The sequence below is a fragment of the Flavobacterium sp. AK-345 genome (assembly GCF_058310175.1).
The window spans coordinates 416,466-433,618 of record NZ_JBZEER010000001.1; the positions used below are offsets into that span (position 1 = coordinate 416,466).

Here is a 17,153-nt window from a genome sequence, read left to right on the forward strand (position 1 = left end):
TATCTATTTTGTATCTACAAGAAAAATATTTTGCAGATAAAAAAACGCCGTAAGTGTTGATTTTACTGGACAGAAGTGATATAAGTGTCTAAATCAGTTTCGCGGTCCAGATTTAGTTTTTGTTTAATTCGGTATCGAGCCATTCGCATGCTTTGGGTTTCAATATTCATGTGATTGGCAATTTCTTTGGTGCTCATTCCTAACTTTATGTAACCGCAATATTTAAAATCCAGTTTAGTTAAGGTACCCGAAGCTTTTTCCTGTAAAGTCGAAAAAAAGACAGGATTAGTATTGGCCAGACTCGTTTTTAATAACTCAAATTCATCATCAACTTCCATGCTTTTGTCGATCGTTTTTGAGATTGTTTTTATATCTGATGATTTCTCAGATTTCATCGTTGACAATTTATTCTGAATGTCTTTTAAAATCTCATTTTTCTTTTCTAACTGCAGGTTATTAGTCATTAATTCCTGCTGAAGTTTTATCTTTTCCTGTTCATTTAACTTTTTTTCCTGAATGGCAATTTGAAGTTCTTTCTCTGTTAATTCAGATTCCAGTAAAGCAATCATCGCTTCTTCTTCTTTTATTTTGGATAAAAGAGTAGCTTCCTCATTGGCTTTTTGAAGCAAAAGGTTGGTTTTTATATAAGATCTTTGTCTAAAATGATACGAACGCAGCATAAATAGAAGCATAAAAAATACCAGAACAACAAGCGCCGTATACAAATAATTTATCTTTTTTCTAGATTCAAGATTGTCTGTAAGCAATTGAATTTGCTGTGATTTTTTCTCTGTTTCAAAACGAACGGAAGCGTTGTAATCCCTGGCTCTGTTTTCTTTTTCCATCATAACTGCAACCGCTTTGTCATACAGATTGAAGTATTTTTTATAAGAAGCAAAATCATTTTTAATCTCTGCCAGATCCATGTAGTTTTTATAAAGCAGGGCAAAATATCTTGGGTTTATCTTTGGATGTGTTTCAATAATATCAGCCACTTTTTTCAACACCTTTTCAATATTGGGTATATCATTTAAGTTCGTATAAAATTGCGCTTGCTGGCCATACATAACCATAAGCTGCATTGGCTCGTTTAGTTCGAGACAAACGGCTTCTGTTTTTTTTAAATGTGCTAAAGTTTTTTCGGGCTCGCTTTCAAAAAAATGATACAAGTAAAGGCTGGTAAGATTTAAGCAGGTTCTTCCGTACGAGCCAATAATATTTCCTTTTCTTTTTTCATTTTCGAATATCGCAATCGCTTTTAGGTAATTGTTTTCTGCAGTTTTGAGTAAATCCGGATCGGCAGGAGTTTCTTGCTCTGCGTCTCTTACCAAAAAAAGCGCCCAACTGGTTAAACCATTGGCAATATTAACCTGATTTTTACTTTCGTAAGCCAAATCTAAAGCCTTTTTGTTGTATTTTTTAGAGAATACAAGATCGTTATGATCGATATAATAAGCACCCAGATTTTCATATCCGTTTACCAGCTTGTCATATCGTATTTTGTTTTTTTCAAAATAGGCCAATGACTTTAGCATGTACTCAATGTATTTTTCCTTATTCCCAATAAATTCATTTTTATAGGCAATGGCATAATTGGCGTATGCGATGGCCTTTGCATCTTTTGATGCTGTGGCTAAAGTATAACTGGAATCGGCATATTTGATTTGCAGCGAAACATTATCCAGAAATCGGGCAACGTCTGAAAGTGATTCATAAGCAATGGCCTGGCTTTTTATGTCGTTTTCTTTACGAGCCATTCTTAATGCTTGATTTGCATAAGAATACGCTTTTATGGTATCAGTTTTTTTATAACAAGAACTAAGCTGGCATAAGTAATCACCTTTTAGTTCGGGAGATAAAGAAGTCTGCTCAATTAATTTAAGCAGTTCTTGTTTGGATTTTTGTGCATGAGAATTATGGGTAACAAAGAAACTGAATAGGATTATATAGAAAATGTTCTGAAGGCTTTTAGTCATAATTTCAGATCGATTGGTGGTATTGTATTTGAAGAAAAAAATCTTTTGTTTTGGTATTCGGCTTTGCTCAGAATAACAGCGGAATTAAAGTCAAAGATATAAAAATAGTAGTAGTAAAATTTTGTTTTTTTTGACAGTGCCAATAATTTTAAATTTTGGCTTTTTCATATTTTATCATATCAATTACAAACTTCTCATCTATATATATTCTTGATTTTTTATTTCAATTTAAAATTTAATTCATTGATTATTAATGAGTTATTGTATTTGGAATATCGCTGGAATCTTGATTTTTAACATATATTTTTTATAATCTCTTTTTTAAATCTAGTTTCGTTATGTTCTTTTTTTAGGAACTACCTTACTAATTTAAAACCACAGATTATGAACAATCAATTACATTTTACTTTTTTTAAAAGAGAAAAATATTTCCATATCGTATGGATTTTTTTTATTCTCTTAACCTCAAATTTATATGCACAGCGCGGTTATTATGATGCGCCATATAAAAGGTACGAAGCAAACGCAGGACAATTGTCAAATGGCGCTTCAACTACTTCAAAGTCATACATTCAGGCAGATCTTCAGTCTGAAGCTACAGACCAGCAATGCGTGAATATGTCGGCTACGAATGCTACTGTGCAATGGACGCTTACAGAAGCTGCTGATGGACTTGTTATTCGCTACAGCGTTCCCGACGGACAATCGGCTACTTTGGGTGTTTACAATGGGAACACAAAAATTACCACGCTAACTTTAACTTCAACCTGGTCGTGGGAATATTTGTGGAGCAACGGAAATCCTAATAATAACGGAATCACGAATCAAAACCCAAGAATGCGATTTGACGAAGTACGTTATAAACTTCCGGCTAAAATTTCGGCATCGGGAACTTTAAAACTGGTAAGAGAATCTGGGAATGTTCATGTCGATTTTGCTGAGATGGAACCAGTCCCCACCGCTATTACAGCACCAACAGGTTCGGTAACGTATACCGGAAACGGAAGCGATCTTCAAACCTTTATTGATGCAAACGGCGGTAAAAAAATATTTATTCCAGGCGGAGTTTATAATGCAAACCGCGAACTGTATTTTGGCACTGCCAATACTTCATTAATAGGCGCGGGAATGTGGTATACACAAATTAATTTTACCAATACCAGCAGTTTAAACGGTGGATTGCGTGCAAATGCAGCCGGAATTTCCTTTACAGATCTTTATTTAACGACGAATTCTACTTCGAGAAGTAATTCTTATAAAGCGATAAATGGGGTTTTTACATCAACTTCAATTGTAAAAAATATTTGGGCAGAACATTTTGAATGCGGTGCCTGGATTGCACAATACAATACAGGAGGACCTGCAATCGCTGATGGATTTACAGTGTCTCATTGTCGTTTTAGAAATAATTATGCAGATGGAATTAATCTTTGTAAAGGAACGGCAAACTCGATCGTTGAACATTGCAGTTTTAGAAACAATGGCGATGACGATCAGGCAATCTGGTCTGCAGATGGATTAGAATGTATCAACAATACTTTTAGATACAATACTTCCGAAAACTGTTGGCGTGCCTGTGGTTTAGCTATTTATGGCGGAAAAAATAACAAAGCTTACAATTTGATTATAAAAGACAATCTGGAAGCAGGAATCAGAGTGAGCAATAATTTTCCCGGAGCACCCTTTAACAATGACGGAATGCATGAAATACACGATATCACAGTATCAACCTGCGGAACTTTTAATGATACTTACAACAATCCTGTAGCTGCGGTAGATATTTTTAGTGCTACGAATGCGGGAACTCAGGTTAAAAATGTTCAGTTGTACAATATTGATATTTTAGATTCAAGAAATGATGCAATTTCGATAAGTAAAAGATCTGGAGACGGTATTTATAATCTTAGTTTTAAAGATATAACCGTTAACGGAACCGGGAAAGAATTTCCAAACAATAATGCCCTTAACAGAAATTGGGGCAGAGGCTATTTTGTACTTATAGCCGGTTCTCCTGCCGGAAACGGAACTTATTGTAATATGAATTATTCTAATAGAGGCGGTAATGCAACAACTGATCAGGAACTTAGTGCTATTGGTACATTTTCGTGGACACAAAGTACAAGCTGTTCTGGTACACCAATTATTGCGGTTACAGGAGTATCGGTTGCACCGTCGACAGCTACTTTAGGCGTTGGCGCGACACAACAATTAATACCAACAGTTGCTCCGGCAAATGCAACAAACAAAACAGTGGCTTACAGTTCTAATAATACTGGGGTTGCAACCGTAAATGGTTCAGGTTTAGTTACTGCAATTGCTGCGGGATCTGCAACGATTACCGTTACAACTCAGGATGGTGCAAAAATTGCGACATCTGCTATAACGGTAACTTCATCAAATGTAGCCGTGACAAGTGTGAGTCTTAGTCCGGCATCGGCATCATTATCAGTTGGATCAACGCAGCAATTAACGCCAACAATTCTGCCGTCTAATGCAACTAATAAATCGGTTAGTTATACTTCAAACAATACGGGCGTTGCAACGGTTAATGCTTCTGGTTTAGTAACGGCAATTTCTAACGGAACTGCTATAATTACAGTAACCACAGCGAGCGGAAATAAAACAAGTACGGCAACAATTACTGTGAGTACCGCAACAGGAAACTACTTTACCATTAAAAACAGATGGACAAATAATTATTTATACGATGCCGGTGCCAATGTAGGTTATGGCGCAACTGTTGCCAACAACAATTACAAATGGGAAAAAGTAGCTGTCGACGCCACTTATTTTGTATTAAAAAATGTAGGTACCGGAGATGTAATGCACATTGAAAACTTAACAGGAGCCGTACAATGTAGTGCAGCAGGATCTGATTGGTGGAGTGCACAATGGTTAAGCGAAAATGTGGATGGTACTTTTGTTCGAATTAAAAACAGATGGCAGACCGGAAGCATGATTCATATTGAAAATCTAAATGGTTCTGCTCAATATGCGGGAGGACAAAACAATTGGGAAAGCGCACAATGGCAATTTCAAAGTACTTCGACGGCTAAAAAAATTAATGATGCAGAAATAACAATAGAAGATAACCTGATTAGTATTTATCCAAATCCTTCTGCAAACAAAGAATTTAATATTGTCTTTCCGGAATTAAAAGCAGGTGATACCGCAACACTAACCGTTACGGATATAAACGGAAGAAAGGTTTTGATAAACCAACTGAATACATCTGCAAAAATCAATCATAATTTAGCTTCAGGAATTTATGTTGTTACAATCAATTGTAATGATTTTAATGTTTCTAAAAAACTGATTGTAAAATGATAATCGAAAAAACTGATTAGAATTTTAAATAGTCTCTACAGAGAGGAAATGCCAGATCAAAAGATCTGGCATTTTTGTTTATTACTTTGTCTATTTTGGTTTCCATTTATAATATGAAACGACTTTATTATTTTTAAAATCTTACTACAACAAATCGCTTTTTTTATTGCTAAAGAAGTAGAAAAAGCCCATTTTATAGGTAATGAGCTAGTAAAACAGCTCCGAAAAACGGTAATATTTACATTGATTTTTCATTTGTTTAGGAAAAATCTTAATAGATTTAAGAAAACGGTAAGACGTTAACTGCTTTGTTTATAGATAATTAAAATTTTACTAAACTTTTAATTAACATTTTTTTTGCAAAAGTTATGCTTAAACTTTTTGAGTTAATATTTTTAATTTACTTTTGTTCTATCAAATTGGTAGAATTTAAACTAAGGTAATAAACACAGCTGTTAAGGACTTTCGAATACATTTATTTGAACAAGTACAGATCATTTTGAGGATTTAAACACTATGATTTTTCGCTGTTAAAAATTCTTTAATCTTTAAATAATACAATTTTTTAAAAGATGCATCCTAAAATTTCTTGAGGTTGAAATCTATCAAAAAAAATTAAAAGAATAATAATCAAAAAAATAAGTAAAATGAAAAAACGAATGTGTTGTAGATAAAAAAAAGAAACTGTTTCTGCTGCAACAGAAATGGTGAAGCTTAAATAAATTGTACATCTCTATAAGGAAAGCTAATGATTTAAATTTTCGGCTCACCTTATTCAAACTAAAACTAAGTAATGAAAAAAATATTATATAGATATGCATGGTTATGCATCTTGTTGATTTCTATTGGTGTTAATGCCCAAGAGACCAAACCCTTAATTCAGTCAAAACTCGAAGGAATTGTAGTGGATGCGGTTACAAAAGACCCTGTTATTGGTGCTTCGGTAAATATTAAAGGTACTACACACGGTGTTCAGACAGATTTTGATGGGAAGTTTTATTTCCAAACCGGACAAAAATTTCCTTATTCTCTTGTAGTAAGTTACATGGGATATAAACAAACGGAAGTGGTGGTAAATGCAAATTCAGTTGTTATTGAACTTACACAGCAAGAAAATGCCTTATCAGAAGTAGTGGTTACCGCACTTGGTATTACAAAAGAAAAAAAATCTTTAGGTTATACTACTCAATCGCTTAAAAACAAGGATTTATCAGATACAAAAGAAACCAATTTTTTAAATAGTATGACCGGTAAATTAGCCGGGGTACGTATTACAAATTCGCAGGGTGATATGGGATCTTCACGTATCATTATTCGTGGAGAAACATCTATTGGCGGAAATAACCAGCCATTATTTGTGGTAGATGGAGTTCCGGTAGATAACACGCAATTTAGCAGCGTAGGTGGAGCAAATGCTTCCAGGGATTTCAAAAATGCAATTGCCGATTTAAATCCAAATGATATTGAAACATTAACGGTATTGAAAGGCCCGAATGCGGCAGCCCTTTACGGATCGCGTGCGGCGCATGGTGTTGTTTTGATCACAACAAAATCTGGAAAAAATCAAAAAGGACTGGGTATAAGCTTTAGTTCGGGAATCACTATTTCTCAAGTGGCTACATTGCCAAGCTTTCAAAATACTTTTGGACAAGGATCAAACGGAAGATTCAGCTATGTAGATGGTAAAGGTGGCGGTATCAATGATGGTGTTGATGAAAGCTGGGGTCCTAAAATGGACGGACGTCTTATTCCTCAATTTAATTCAAATGGTGTAGCAGTGCCTTTCGTGGCTCATCCTAATAATGTGAAAGACTTTTTTAATACTGGTATTACTTATGAAAATAGTATTTCTGTTGCAAAATCAGACGAAAAATCGGATTTCCGTTTAGGAATAAACAATCAAAAACAAACCGGAATAGTGCCTAATAGTGAAGTAAATAAAACAAACTTTACTATTAATTCTAATTATCAAATATCTGAAAGTATAAAAGTAGGGGTAACAGGAAATTATATTGTTACTGATGCTCCGGCACTTCCGGGTGGTCCATCGGGTAACCGTGCTGCGGGTGTAATGCTTCAGTTTCTTTGGTTTGGACGTCAGGTAGATATCAATGCGCTTAGAAATAACAGAGATGTTAACTGGAACAACAGCTATTACAGCAATCCGTACTGGAATGCGTATTATAATACTACAAGCCAACAGCGTAATCGTTTAATTGGAGATATTCATTTGGATGCAAAACTTGCCGAAGGACTTAATTTTAGATTCCGTACCGGAGTTGATTATTATAACGATCGCAGAAAATACGAGATTAAATATGGTACAAACGGAACTCCTTTTGGATCGTATGCTGAAGATGCTTATACTGTAAACGAACAAAATACAGAGGGTATTTTTACTTATACTAAAAAACTAAACGATGATTTTAGTGTAGATGCTCTTGCCGGATTCAATATTCGTAATCACAGCGATGCAAACAATTATCAAAAAGCACCACGTTTGGCTGTGCCTGATTTGTATACGCTGACGAATTCAAGAGATCCGTTAACATCATCAAACACATTATCAAGATTGAGAGTTTATAGTGCTTATGCTTCGGCTCAATTTGGGTATAAAAATTATGCATTCTTAAATGTAACGGCACGTAATGACTGGTCGTCTACATTGCCAAGCAACAACCGCTCTTATTTTTATCCTTCTTTTAATGGTAGTTTCGTAGTTTCTGATGCTTTTAATTTAAAAAGTAACACACTTGATTTCTTAAAAGTACGTGGTGGATGGTCTGAAGTTGGTAATGATGCAGATCCGTATCAATTATCTACGGTTTATAATTTTCAAACGGCATTCGACGGAAATCCGATTCAAACTTCTTCACAAAAGAAACTTAACGAGAACCTGAAACCGGAAACAACACGCTCTACCGAATTAGGATTAGAAGCTTCTTTCTGGAAAAACAGACTGCATTTTGATTTTGCTTACTATAACACAAATAGTTTTGATCAAATTTTGGAGATTAAAACAACTGCTGCGAGTGGTTATACTTCTCAGTTAATCAATGCAGGTAAAATAAACAACCGAGGAATCGAAATTCAATTGGATGGAACTCCTGTTCAAACTGAAAACTTTAAATGGAATATTGCTGGAAACTACTCAAGAAATGTAAGTAAAGTGGAGATTTTGGATTATGAAGGAAGCATTAAAAACTACACAATTGGTTCTTCAGGAGGTGTTGATGTATTGGCATCTGTAGGGCAGGCTTACGGAGCACTTTACGGAACAGCTTATGAGCGCGATGCAAACGGAAATATAGTAGTAGGAGCAAATGGATTGCCAAAAGCTGATCCGACAAAGAGAGTATTAGGACATTACACTCCTGATTATTTAGCTGGTGTAACTAACACATTGACTTACAAAAATCTTGAACTTTCATTTCTTGTTGATGCCAGTGTAGGTGGTGAGATTTTTTCAGGAACTAACAGAACGGGTACTTATACAGGTGTATTAGCAGAAACGCTGCCGGGTCGTGATGCTGCCAATGGCGGATTAAATTATTATGTAACGACAACTGGTACCACAAATACGAAAACCCTGGTTTCAGGTGGTAATGCGCCATCAGGAGCAGTAATATATGATGATGGAATGATTTTTAAAGGAGTATATGCTGATGGAACTCCAAACACTTCAGTTCTTAGTGCACAGGAATATTACAAAGCATCATACAATATTAGCGAAGCTTATATCTATAGTTCAACTTTTGTGAAACTAAGAGAGATAAAATTAGCTTACAATTTCAATAAAAAATTTGCAAGAAAGCTGGGATTAGATGGAGCCAGTATTACTGCAGTAGGTCGTAATTTGTTGTTTATTTATAAAGATGTACCGAATATTGACCCGGAAACAGCTTTTAATACCGGAAATGCTCAGGGATTGGAGAGTTTATCTTTGCCAACAACTAGAAATTTCAGCCTTAATGTTAATCTTAAATTTTAAAAACACGCAATCATGCTAAAAAAAATAGCCTATATAACGCTTTTTGCATTGACATTTAGTTCTTGCAGCGATACATTGGATGATATTAATAAAAATCCAAATGCAACCGAAACACCATTAGCGCCTTACCTGTTAACAGGAACATTAAAACAGGGAGCTGATTTATATTGGGGAGACGTTAATAACTTTAACTCGTCTTTATTATTTGTTCAGCATTGGGCTAAAATCCAATATACTGAACCGGACAGATATGATGTATCTAATGCTTCTTTCACCACTTTATGGGATAAAGGTTATTCGACTTTGATTACCGATTTGAACACCATTATAAATTTTCCGGATGCACAGGCAAATTCAAATTATAAAGGAATTGCATTAACGCTGCGTTCATGGACATTCTTATTGCTAACCGATGCTTATGGAAGCATTCCTTACAAAGAAGCAGGTTTGAAAGTAACACCGGCATATAATACTCAAAAAGAAGTATATACAGGATTACTTGAGGATTTAAAACAAGCCCAGTCTTTACTGGCTACAGCAAATGGTACAGTAACCGGAGATTTGGCTTATAAAGGAGATGTCTTAAAATGGAAAAAACTGGTAAATTCGCTTCGTTTGCGTATAGCGTTGAAAATTGCTGATAAAGAACCTGTTTTGGCAAAGCAGGCTGCGATTGAAGCAACAACAGATCCGGCAGGGGTAATTAGCAATAATAGCGAAATTTTTAGATTTGTTTACACTAGTTCACCTCAGCAAAATCCAGCATCAGCCTGGTTTGAAACACGCGATGATTTTCGTATTTCAAAAACAATGGTTGATAAATTATATGAGTTCTCAGATCCGCGCTTAGCTGTTTTTGCTCAATTGCCATCAGACGCCAGCGTAGGTAAATATGTTGGAGGAGCCAATGGATTATCAAACAGTGATGCCAATAGTCAGGGTTTTGCCAAAACATCAAAACCGGGAACTTATTTTCTAACTTCGGCATCGCCGGCTGTATTTGTTTCTTATTCAGAAACACTTTTCAATCTTGCAGAAGCGGCAGCACGTGGTTATATTGCCGGAGATGCAGAGCAGTTATACAAAAATGCAATTACGGCATCTTTGAATCAGTTTGGTATTACCGATGCGACAGTTGTTGCAAATTATCTTAATCAGCCAACGGTGCAGTACGATGCTACAAATTATGCCAAATCGATTGGTACACAAAAATGGATTGCATTTTTTGGACAAGGTCTTGACGCTTTTGCAGAATGGAGAAGACTTGATTATCCGGTATTAACAGCTGGTCCAGCTACAGTTTTAGACGGACAGATTCCTTCGCGTTTCTTCTATCCGGGTACAGAGCAGTCATTAAACGGAAATAGTTATCAGGCCGCAATATCTGTTCAGGGAAAAGATTTGCTTACTACAAAACTATGGTTTGATGCCAAATAAATAAGTGTAAATAGTCTTTTATAAATGAATACTATTTATTGAAAATGAAAAAGCTAAATCGAAAGATTTAGCTTTTTTTATATCAAGAACTTAGTTTTTCTGTGCTTTTAATTCTTAAGCAATGTTCGGTTCCTAAATACAAAGGATTTCCGTGTTTTTCTGACCAAAAGCCATCCAGTACATCTTTGGTTATACAACGATAAACGGCGACACCTTTATAGGTTTTCCTGTCATCACCTTTATAGCTAAAATTAACAACTAAAATATTGTCTTTAAAGAAACCGTGTCCCTTTTGCTGCTGCGTATCGTTAATAAGCCACAGCGCAACAATTCGGTTATTTTCATCCAAAGACAAATTCAAAATTCCTTTATAGTTTATTTCCTGACTCTCATCCTGATTACTCCCGGAAATGGAATAACTGCCTGTTAAATCTTGTACTGTCATTTATTTATTGATGCTGAAACCAGCGTTTTCTGAGTTATTTTGAGGTGCAAATTTGAATAAAATATAGAGAATAAACAATCAAACTTAGGGTTGTTTATATATGGAAAAGTAGTTGCTTTTACTATGGCTGTATCCTTTTTAATTTTTGGGTTGTATGTTTTTATTATTACATGCTTATAAACTGTTTAGGATCATAAAAGAACTTTTCTGATTTTATAAGTTCTTCCTGCCAGTTTTGATACGCGATTTCTTCAATTTCAGAAATAGTTCCATTTTTCCATTCAAATCTAAAATACCATCGAATAACAACCTGATCACCATTCATAAAATACGGGCGAATACATTTTGATACTAAAGATTTGACTTTTTGAAGTGTATTTTTTTCGTTAGCAACAAGATTATCTCTGCCGACACGTGGTTCTGCCTGATTTTCCTGCATAGAAGCATCAATGGTGTAGAATTTTTCAATCGCTTTATCATGTTCGTTAGATTCGACCATTGCTATAAATTGTTCAATTGTTTCCGGTTTAGGCATGAGCTCTTGTTTTTAAATTTGTAATAATTTCTAAATATCTATTTTCAAAAACAGACTGATCAACGGGTAACACAACCGATTCAAATAATTTCATTAAATCTTCTGAATGGCTTGCTGCTTTTTTTGTCTGGATGTTGTACTGAATAAACTTTATCCATAGAATTGCTTTTAATTCTGTTTCATTTTCATTCCACATTTTCATTTCAACCAGTAAAAGATTGTCTGTATATTGAATAAGCTGAGACTCAATTAATACCATTTCCATTGTAAAAGCCGGTTTCAAATAACTGATCTGATTCGATGCAACAACCCAGCTAAGTCCCGTTGTTTTCATATATTCAAATATGTCAAGGTCATAGTTTTCGGCAATTTGATCTTCACGTTCATTAATAAAATATTCTAAATATTTAGAATTGTTCAAATGATTAAAAGGATCACAATCCTGAAACCTTACTTTTCTTTTTGTCTTTAATATTTTTTCCATTTTTATAATTATTACATCAAATACCGATCGGTATCTGAAAGGTTAAAAATTTTTATTTGCTGATGCTTTCGATTATAGTTTGATCTATAAAATCCATTGTGTCATTGATGTAGGTTGGGTCATTGTGGGTAAAAGTCAAAAGAGAACTGCCTTCAATTAAGGATAAAATTATTTTAGCATATTTATCAGGATCGGTATTTGGTTTAATTTCATTATTAGCAATGCCATCATTGATAATATTGGTTAAACCGATAGTAAATTTTTGAGATAAATTTTGCGCTGCTTTAAATAATAACGGATTAATAAATTTGGTATCAACTCCTGCACGCAACATCGGGCATCCGCCTCTGTCTTTAACCAAATCATAATAACTGCGTTGATATTCTGTTATAGCATGAAGTTTATTTAAACTGCCTTCTTTGCTGGCTACCAGCTTGAATAAGGGAGTTATTGCAAGGTTTACATTTAGTTGAAACGCCTTTAGTGCTAAATCTTCTTTATTAAAAAAATTACAGTAAATCGCACCTTTTGTAAGACCTGTTGCCTTTGTAATATCTGTCAGGCTTGTTCCAACATATCCTTGTTTGTTAAAAATTGGAGCTACTTTATCTAAAATAATTTCAGAAGTATTCATAATATTTGATTAGCGATTCATGACAAATATAGTGTAAATACCGATCGGTATGTGTAAGTACAATGAAAAATTTTCAACTGAAACATGAAGTTCTAAGGAGGATAGATTAATAATACAAAGAAAATAAGTAAATTGTATGTCTATTAGATGTCTTAAGATAATTCAACATCAATAGAATAATTAAATTTGAATTTTATATATGAAAAAGTTAACCCTGAATCTTCAAAGCAATTTTTCAAAAGGTCGATTTTTATGTTTAGTATTTACAATCGTATTTCTTATTTCCGGTTCTATATCTGCCCAAAAAAAAGATATGATGGTTCGTATTGCAGAAATTGAAATTTATCCCGAACATTTATCCCAATATAAAGTCATATTGAAAGAAGAATCGGCTGCTTCTGTAAAGTTAGAACCTGGAGTTTTGGCAATCTTTCCTATGTATCAAAAAAGTGATTCTACTCAAATAAGAATAATAGAAATATATAATGATAAAGATGCTTATCAGGCACATTTAAAAACACCGCATTTTCAAAAATATAAAACAACTACAACTAAAATGGTTAAAGCATTAAAGTTGGTAGAAATGAATACAATTGATCCCGAATCTATGAAATTCTTGTTTAGGAAAATTAATGAATAATAGCCGCTTATACAAGATTTCGAAATATAGCTGATAAATAAACACTTGGCAATGAGTGAGTAATAATTTTTTGTTTAATAAAACAAGAAGTTTCTGTAAAATAAAAGTATAAATGATGTATTTTTGCTGAATATATAAATCAAGCAAACAGTTGAAAAGGTTTTTTATCTTATTACTTTCCTTTCTGATTATGGCGCCGTCATTTGGCAGTTTGTTTATATATGCTTCCTTCAAAATGAATCAGACTGAGATCGCCAAAACGATTTGTGTACAGCGTAAATTAGCTTTTAACAGCTGTAATGGTCGATGCGAACTTCAAAAAAGCATCAAAAAATATTCTGATAACGAAAGAAAAATGCAGGACAGCTTAAAAGAAAAAACGGAGCTTGTATATGTTCAAAATACTCTTGAAGTTACTTTTGATATAGTTCCTGTAATCGAATCAAAAAATAATTCTTCTATTTTGTTTGAAAAGAAACCAATAGGGGCTTCTAATCTTACATTTCATCCTCCTCTCTATTTCGCATAGATCAAACTTTCAAATTTAAAATTTTGACATTGTAACTATTTCAATGTTGCTGTCTTATTTGTATTTAAATACAGCGTTTTTTCTGTTTCTTATTTTATTTGAAAACTATTGATCTTAATTGATTAATGCAATTTTATTTGTGTTTTTCGATACCTCTTCAAATTCACTGCACAAGCTTATGTTTGATTTTCAGATAATGTCTTTGTGCTCATTTTAAACAGTTTTTATAAAATTCATTTTAATGAAATCTTTTAATTTTTTTGTAATTGCAATATTTTTTGTGATTACTTCCTGTACAATCGACAAAACAGATTACGAAGCAGAAATTGACTCTGAAGTTCCTGAATATTATGAATTTAAAGAAGCTGTTTCGTTTACCGGCGGCATTTATAAAATTAGTATTGAGGCCTTAAACGGAACTTTTTACAAAGGTTATAATGAGCTTCACTTAAAAGTTACCAATACGCAGACTAATCAAAATGTAAGTGCTTCTCAAGTAACTTTTTTGCCTGTAATGACTAATGCTGATGGAAGTGCAAATTCATGCCCGCATCAATATAATTTAGAATATAATGCTGCAAATGGCTATTACAATGGTTATTCTGTATTTACATCAGAAAGCGTAACAACTGCAAGCTGGAAATTATACGTGAGTTTTACAGTTGAGAATCAGAAATATGAGATTAATAAAGAGGTTTCTGTTGAAAAACAAAGCAACAAAAATCTTAATATGACAGCCTTTACAGGAAAAGATAACGAACAATACTTTATTGCATTGGTTTCGCCACAAAAACCAACAGTTGCAGAAAACAAATTGGTTGCCGGAATCTATAAATACAATAAGCCAACAACTCCCGCAGGAACTTTTCCAGATCCTTCGCAATTTTCTTATTCTGAAGTAACAGGTTATACATTAAAATTAGATCCGAGAATGCCGGAACCTTCAATGGGAAATCATTCTTCGTCAAACAATCAGGATTTAACACAGCAAAGTGATGGTTTATATCATGGCGTGGTCAATTATACGATGACCGGAAACTGGACATTGAATTTAATTATGATGAACCAAAACGGATTGATCCTAAAAGGAACGGTTGTTCCAACAGATTTTACGCCCGGAGTTGAAGGTGTAAAAAGTGAACTTTATATTGATACTTTATTTTAATATCATGAAATATATATCAATAGCATTACTTTTTTTGGGAATATCTGTAACGGCCCAAAATGCACATGTACATCATGACAGTATAAAAAATCTAGAGGAAGTAACCGTAAAAAACGCTGCCAAAAAGAAGATCGAAACAGAGATGAAAATGGCAGTTTCGGTAGATGAATTTTTATCATCTTCAGAAAATATAAGTTTCATAAAACGTGGCGCTTATGCGTGGGAACCATTACTAAATAATATGAGTACAGAACGTTCGACGGTTACCATCGACGGGATGCATATTTTTGGAGCCTGTACCGATAAAATGGATCCGATAACATCGTATGTAGAAAGCAATAATCTTGCCGCAATTGATATTAAATCAGGGCAGGAAGGAAGTCTTCATGGTGCAACAGTTGCCGGAAGTATTGATTTAAAAAGAAGAAGTACGCCATTTAGCATAGAAAGAAAGTGGAACGGAAGCTATCAAAGCGGATTTGAGTTTAATAATAAACAGTTTTTCAATCTTGGAAATGTCTCTTACTCAAGCAATAAATTTGTTGCAGATGGAAGTATTTCGTATAGAAAAGCAGATAATTATTATGACGGGAATGATGATGAAGTAAAGCATTCGCAGTATAAAAAATTCAATACCTCCCTTGGTTTGGCGTACAAAACCAGTGATTTATCATCGGTTAGATTAGATGCGATTTTTGATATGGCAAAGGATGTTGGCTTTCCTGCATTACCAATGGATTTATCACTTTCGAGAGCGTTAATAACTTCGGCTTCTTATAAACAATTATTTAAAGAAGGTTTGGTAAGAGTTATTGATAGTAAGGTTTATTTTAATGCGATAGAACATTATATGGATGATACAACGCGTCCTGAAAATCTGGTTCACATGGATATGCCGGGCTGGAGCACTACTTACGGACTGGTTTCTAAAGCAAACGTAAAAAAGAATAGTTATTCTTCTGAAATACAATTAAATGCATACGATAATTTGTCAATTGCAGAAATGCGAATGTACCCACAGGACCGAAGCAAAAGATCGATGTTTGCTTACAGCTGGCCGTGGGTTACTACCAGATATGGCGGACTTTCTATGAATAATTACTGGGATATTTCAGAGAAAAGCCAGCTGAGTTTAGGCGGATCTTTAGGAGTAAATTACAATTATTCTAAATATGTAGAATTTAACTGGATTTTTCATCCGGGTGCGCCACAGGAAAAAACGAGATTTTTACCAAGTTTGCATGCAGGATATCAATTGGATATTGACCAGTTTAATTTTTCTGTTGGAACGGGTTACGGGCACAGAGCACCTTCTGTTTCTGAAGGTTATGGATATTACATTTACAATAGTTTTGATCGTTATGATTATATCGGAGATCCAAATTTAAAAAATGAAATTTCGTATGAAGGAAATGCAAGCGCAGGTTTTAAAAATGAAAGATTAAGCATTCAGGGAAAAGTAAATTATTTCTACATACAAAATTATATTATTGGCAGGGTTTTAAGCATGGGAAGTCCGATGAACTATCAATCGGTTGGCGTAAAAGGGTATACTTCATTAGATTATGCAACGCTTTTTAATATGTCGATGAATGCCGCTTATGATATTTTACAGCACTTGCATTGGAAAGGAACATTAACTTATGCACGTGGAATGGATGATAAAGAAGGAAACCTGCCTTTTATTCGTCCGTTAAGTTACCAGACTTCTCTTCATTTTATGCATAAAAATTTTGGTATCCAGACTTCTGTAAATGGTGATTTTGCACAAATTAATTACAGTCCGGAATACGGAGAAGACCAGACATCTGCTTACACCATTTGGAATATTTCTGCCAATTATACTTTCAAAATTAATAAAGTAAAAACGGTTGTTCAGGTTGGTGCAGAAAATTTATTAAATGAATATTACAGCACTTATGCAGATTGGGGAAATATCCCAAGAATGGGACGTAATATTTTTACTTCCTTAAAATTCAACTTCTAATAA

The 17,153-nt window shown here is 34.1% G+C and carries 12 protein-coding genes; 7 read left to right on the forward strand and 5 right to left on the reverse strand.

Going from position 1 to position 17,153, the window contains the following annotated elements; all coding sequences use genetic code 11:
- Window positions 1-62: 62 nt before the first annotated feature.
- Window positions 63-1,976: a helix-turn-helix transcriptional regulator gene (locus AC4FQ3_RS01935; RefSeq protein WP_491180657.1), complete on the reverse strand. Its 1,914-nt coding sequence runs from the start codon at window positions 1,974-1,976 to the stop codon at window positions 63-65.
- A 384-nt stretch (window positions 1,977-2,360) separates the two neighbouring features.
- On the opposite strand from AC4FQ3_RS01935, the gene AC4FQ3_RS01940 reads away from it, so the two are divergent.
- From AC4FQ3_RS01940 to AC4FQ3_RS01950, 3 genes are all read left to right on the forward strand, one after another.
- Window positions 2,361-5,303: an Ig-like domain-containing protein gene (locus AC4FQ3_RS01940; RefSeq protein ID WP_491180658.1), complete on the forward strand. Its 2,943-nt coding sequence runs from the start codon at window positions 2,361-2,363 to the stop codon at window positions 5,301-5,303.
- Window positions 5,304-6,096: 793 nt separating this feature from the next.
- Window positions 6,097-9,294 carry a SusC/RagA family TonB-linked outer membrane protein gene (locus tag AC4FQ3_RS01945; RefSeq protein ID WP_491180659.1) on the forward strand — a complete coding sequence of 1,066 codons (3,198 nt, stop codon included), beginning with the start codon at window positions 6,097-6,099 and terminating at the stop codon, window positions 9,292-9,294.
- Between the two features lie 12 nt (window positions 9,295-9,306).
- Window positions 9,307-10,731, forward strand: coding sequence for a SusD/RagB family nutrient-binding outer membrane lipoprotein (locus AC4FQ3_RS01950; RefSeq protein WP_491180660.1), 1,425 nt, complete (start codon window positions 9,307-9,309; stop codon window positions 10,729-10,731).
- 82 nt (window positions 10,732-10,813) lie between these two features.
- Here the strand turns inward: AC4FQ3_RS01950 and AC4FQ3_RS01955 are convergent, their stop codons facing one another.
- From AC4FQ3_RS01955 to AC4FQ3_RS01970, 4 genes are all read right to left on the reverse strand, one after another.
- On the reverse strand, window positions 10,814-11,176 hold the full coding sequence (locus AC4FQ3_RS01955) for a hypothetical protein (RefSeq protein ID WP_073394033.1): 363 nt from the start codon (window positions 11,174-11,176) through the stop codon (window positions 10,814-10,816).
- Window positions 11,177-11,342: 166 nt separating this feature from the next.
- Entirely contained in the window at window positions 11,343-11,711 is a 369-nt protein-coding gene (locus AC4FQ3_RS01960; RefSeq protein ID WP_491180661.1) for a nuclear transport factor 2 family protein, read from the reverse strand.
- On the reverse strand, window positions 11,704-12,195 hold the full coding sequence (locus tag AC4FQ3_RS01965; protein ID WP_491180662.1) for an acyl-CoA thioesterase: 492 nt from the start codon (window positions 12,193-12,195) through the stop codon (window positions 11,704-11,706). The genes AC4FQ3_RS01960 and AC4FQ3_RS01965 overlap by 8 nt, the downstream gene beginning before the upstream one ends.
- Before the next feature lie 52 nt (window positions 12,196-12,247).
- Window positions 12,248-12,829 carry a TetR/AcrR family transcriptional regulator gene (locus AC4FQ3_RS01970; protein ID WP_491180663.1) on the reverse strand — a complete coding sequence of 194 codons (582 nt, stop codon included), beginning with the start codon at window positions 12,827-12,829 and terminating at the stop codon, window positions 12,248-12,250.
- A 199-nt stretch (window positions 12,830-13,028) separates the two neighbouring features.
- Here AC4FQ3_RS01970 and AC4FQ3_RS01975 point away from each other — a divergent pair, with 199 nt between their 5' ends.
- From AC4FQ3_RS01975 to AC4FQ3_RS01990, 4 genes are all read left to right on the forward strand, one after another.
- Window positions 13,029-13,469 carry a putative quinol monooxygenase gene (locus tag AC4FQ3_RS01975; RefSeq protein ID WP_491180664.1) on the forward strand — a complete coding sequence of 147 codons (441 nt, stop codon included), beginning with the start codon at window positions 13,029-13,031 and terminating at the stop codon, window positions 13,467-13,469.
- Between the two features lie 235 nt (window positions 13,470-13,704).
- The gene (locus AC4FQ3_RS01980) at window positions 13,705-13,998 is read left to right on the forward strand and encodes a hypothetical protein (RefSeq protein ID WP_243396810.1); all 294 of its coding nucleotides are present in this window, start codon (window positions 13,705-13,707) and stop codon (window positions 13,996-13,998) included.
- Between the two features lie 241 nt (window positions 13,999-14,239).
- A complete protein-coding gene (locus tag AC4FQ3_RS01985) occupies window positions 14,240-15,163 on the forward strand; it encodes a hypothetical protein (protein ID WP_491180665.1) in 924 nt (307 codons plus the stop codon).
- A 4-nt stretch (window positions 15,164-15,167) separates the two neighbouring features.
- Window positions 15,168-17,150 carry a TonB-dependent receptor plug domain-containing protein gene (locus AC4FQ3_RS01990; protein ID WP_491180666.1) on the forward strand — a complete coding sequence of 661 codons (1,983 nt, stop codon included), beginning with the start codon at window positions 15,168-15,170 and terminating at the stop codon, window positions 17,148-17,150.
- The last annotated feature ends 3 nt before the right edge of the window (window positions 17,151-17,153 follow it).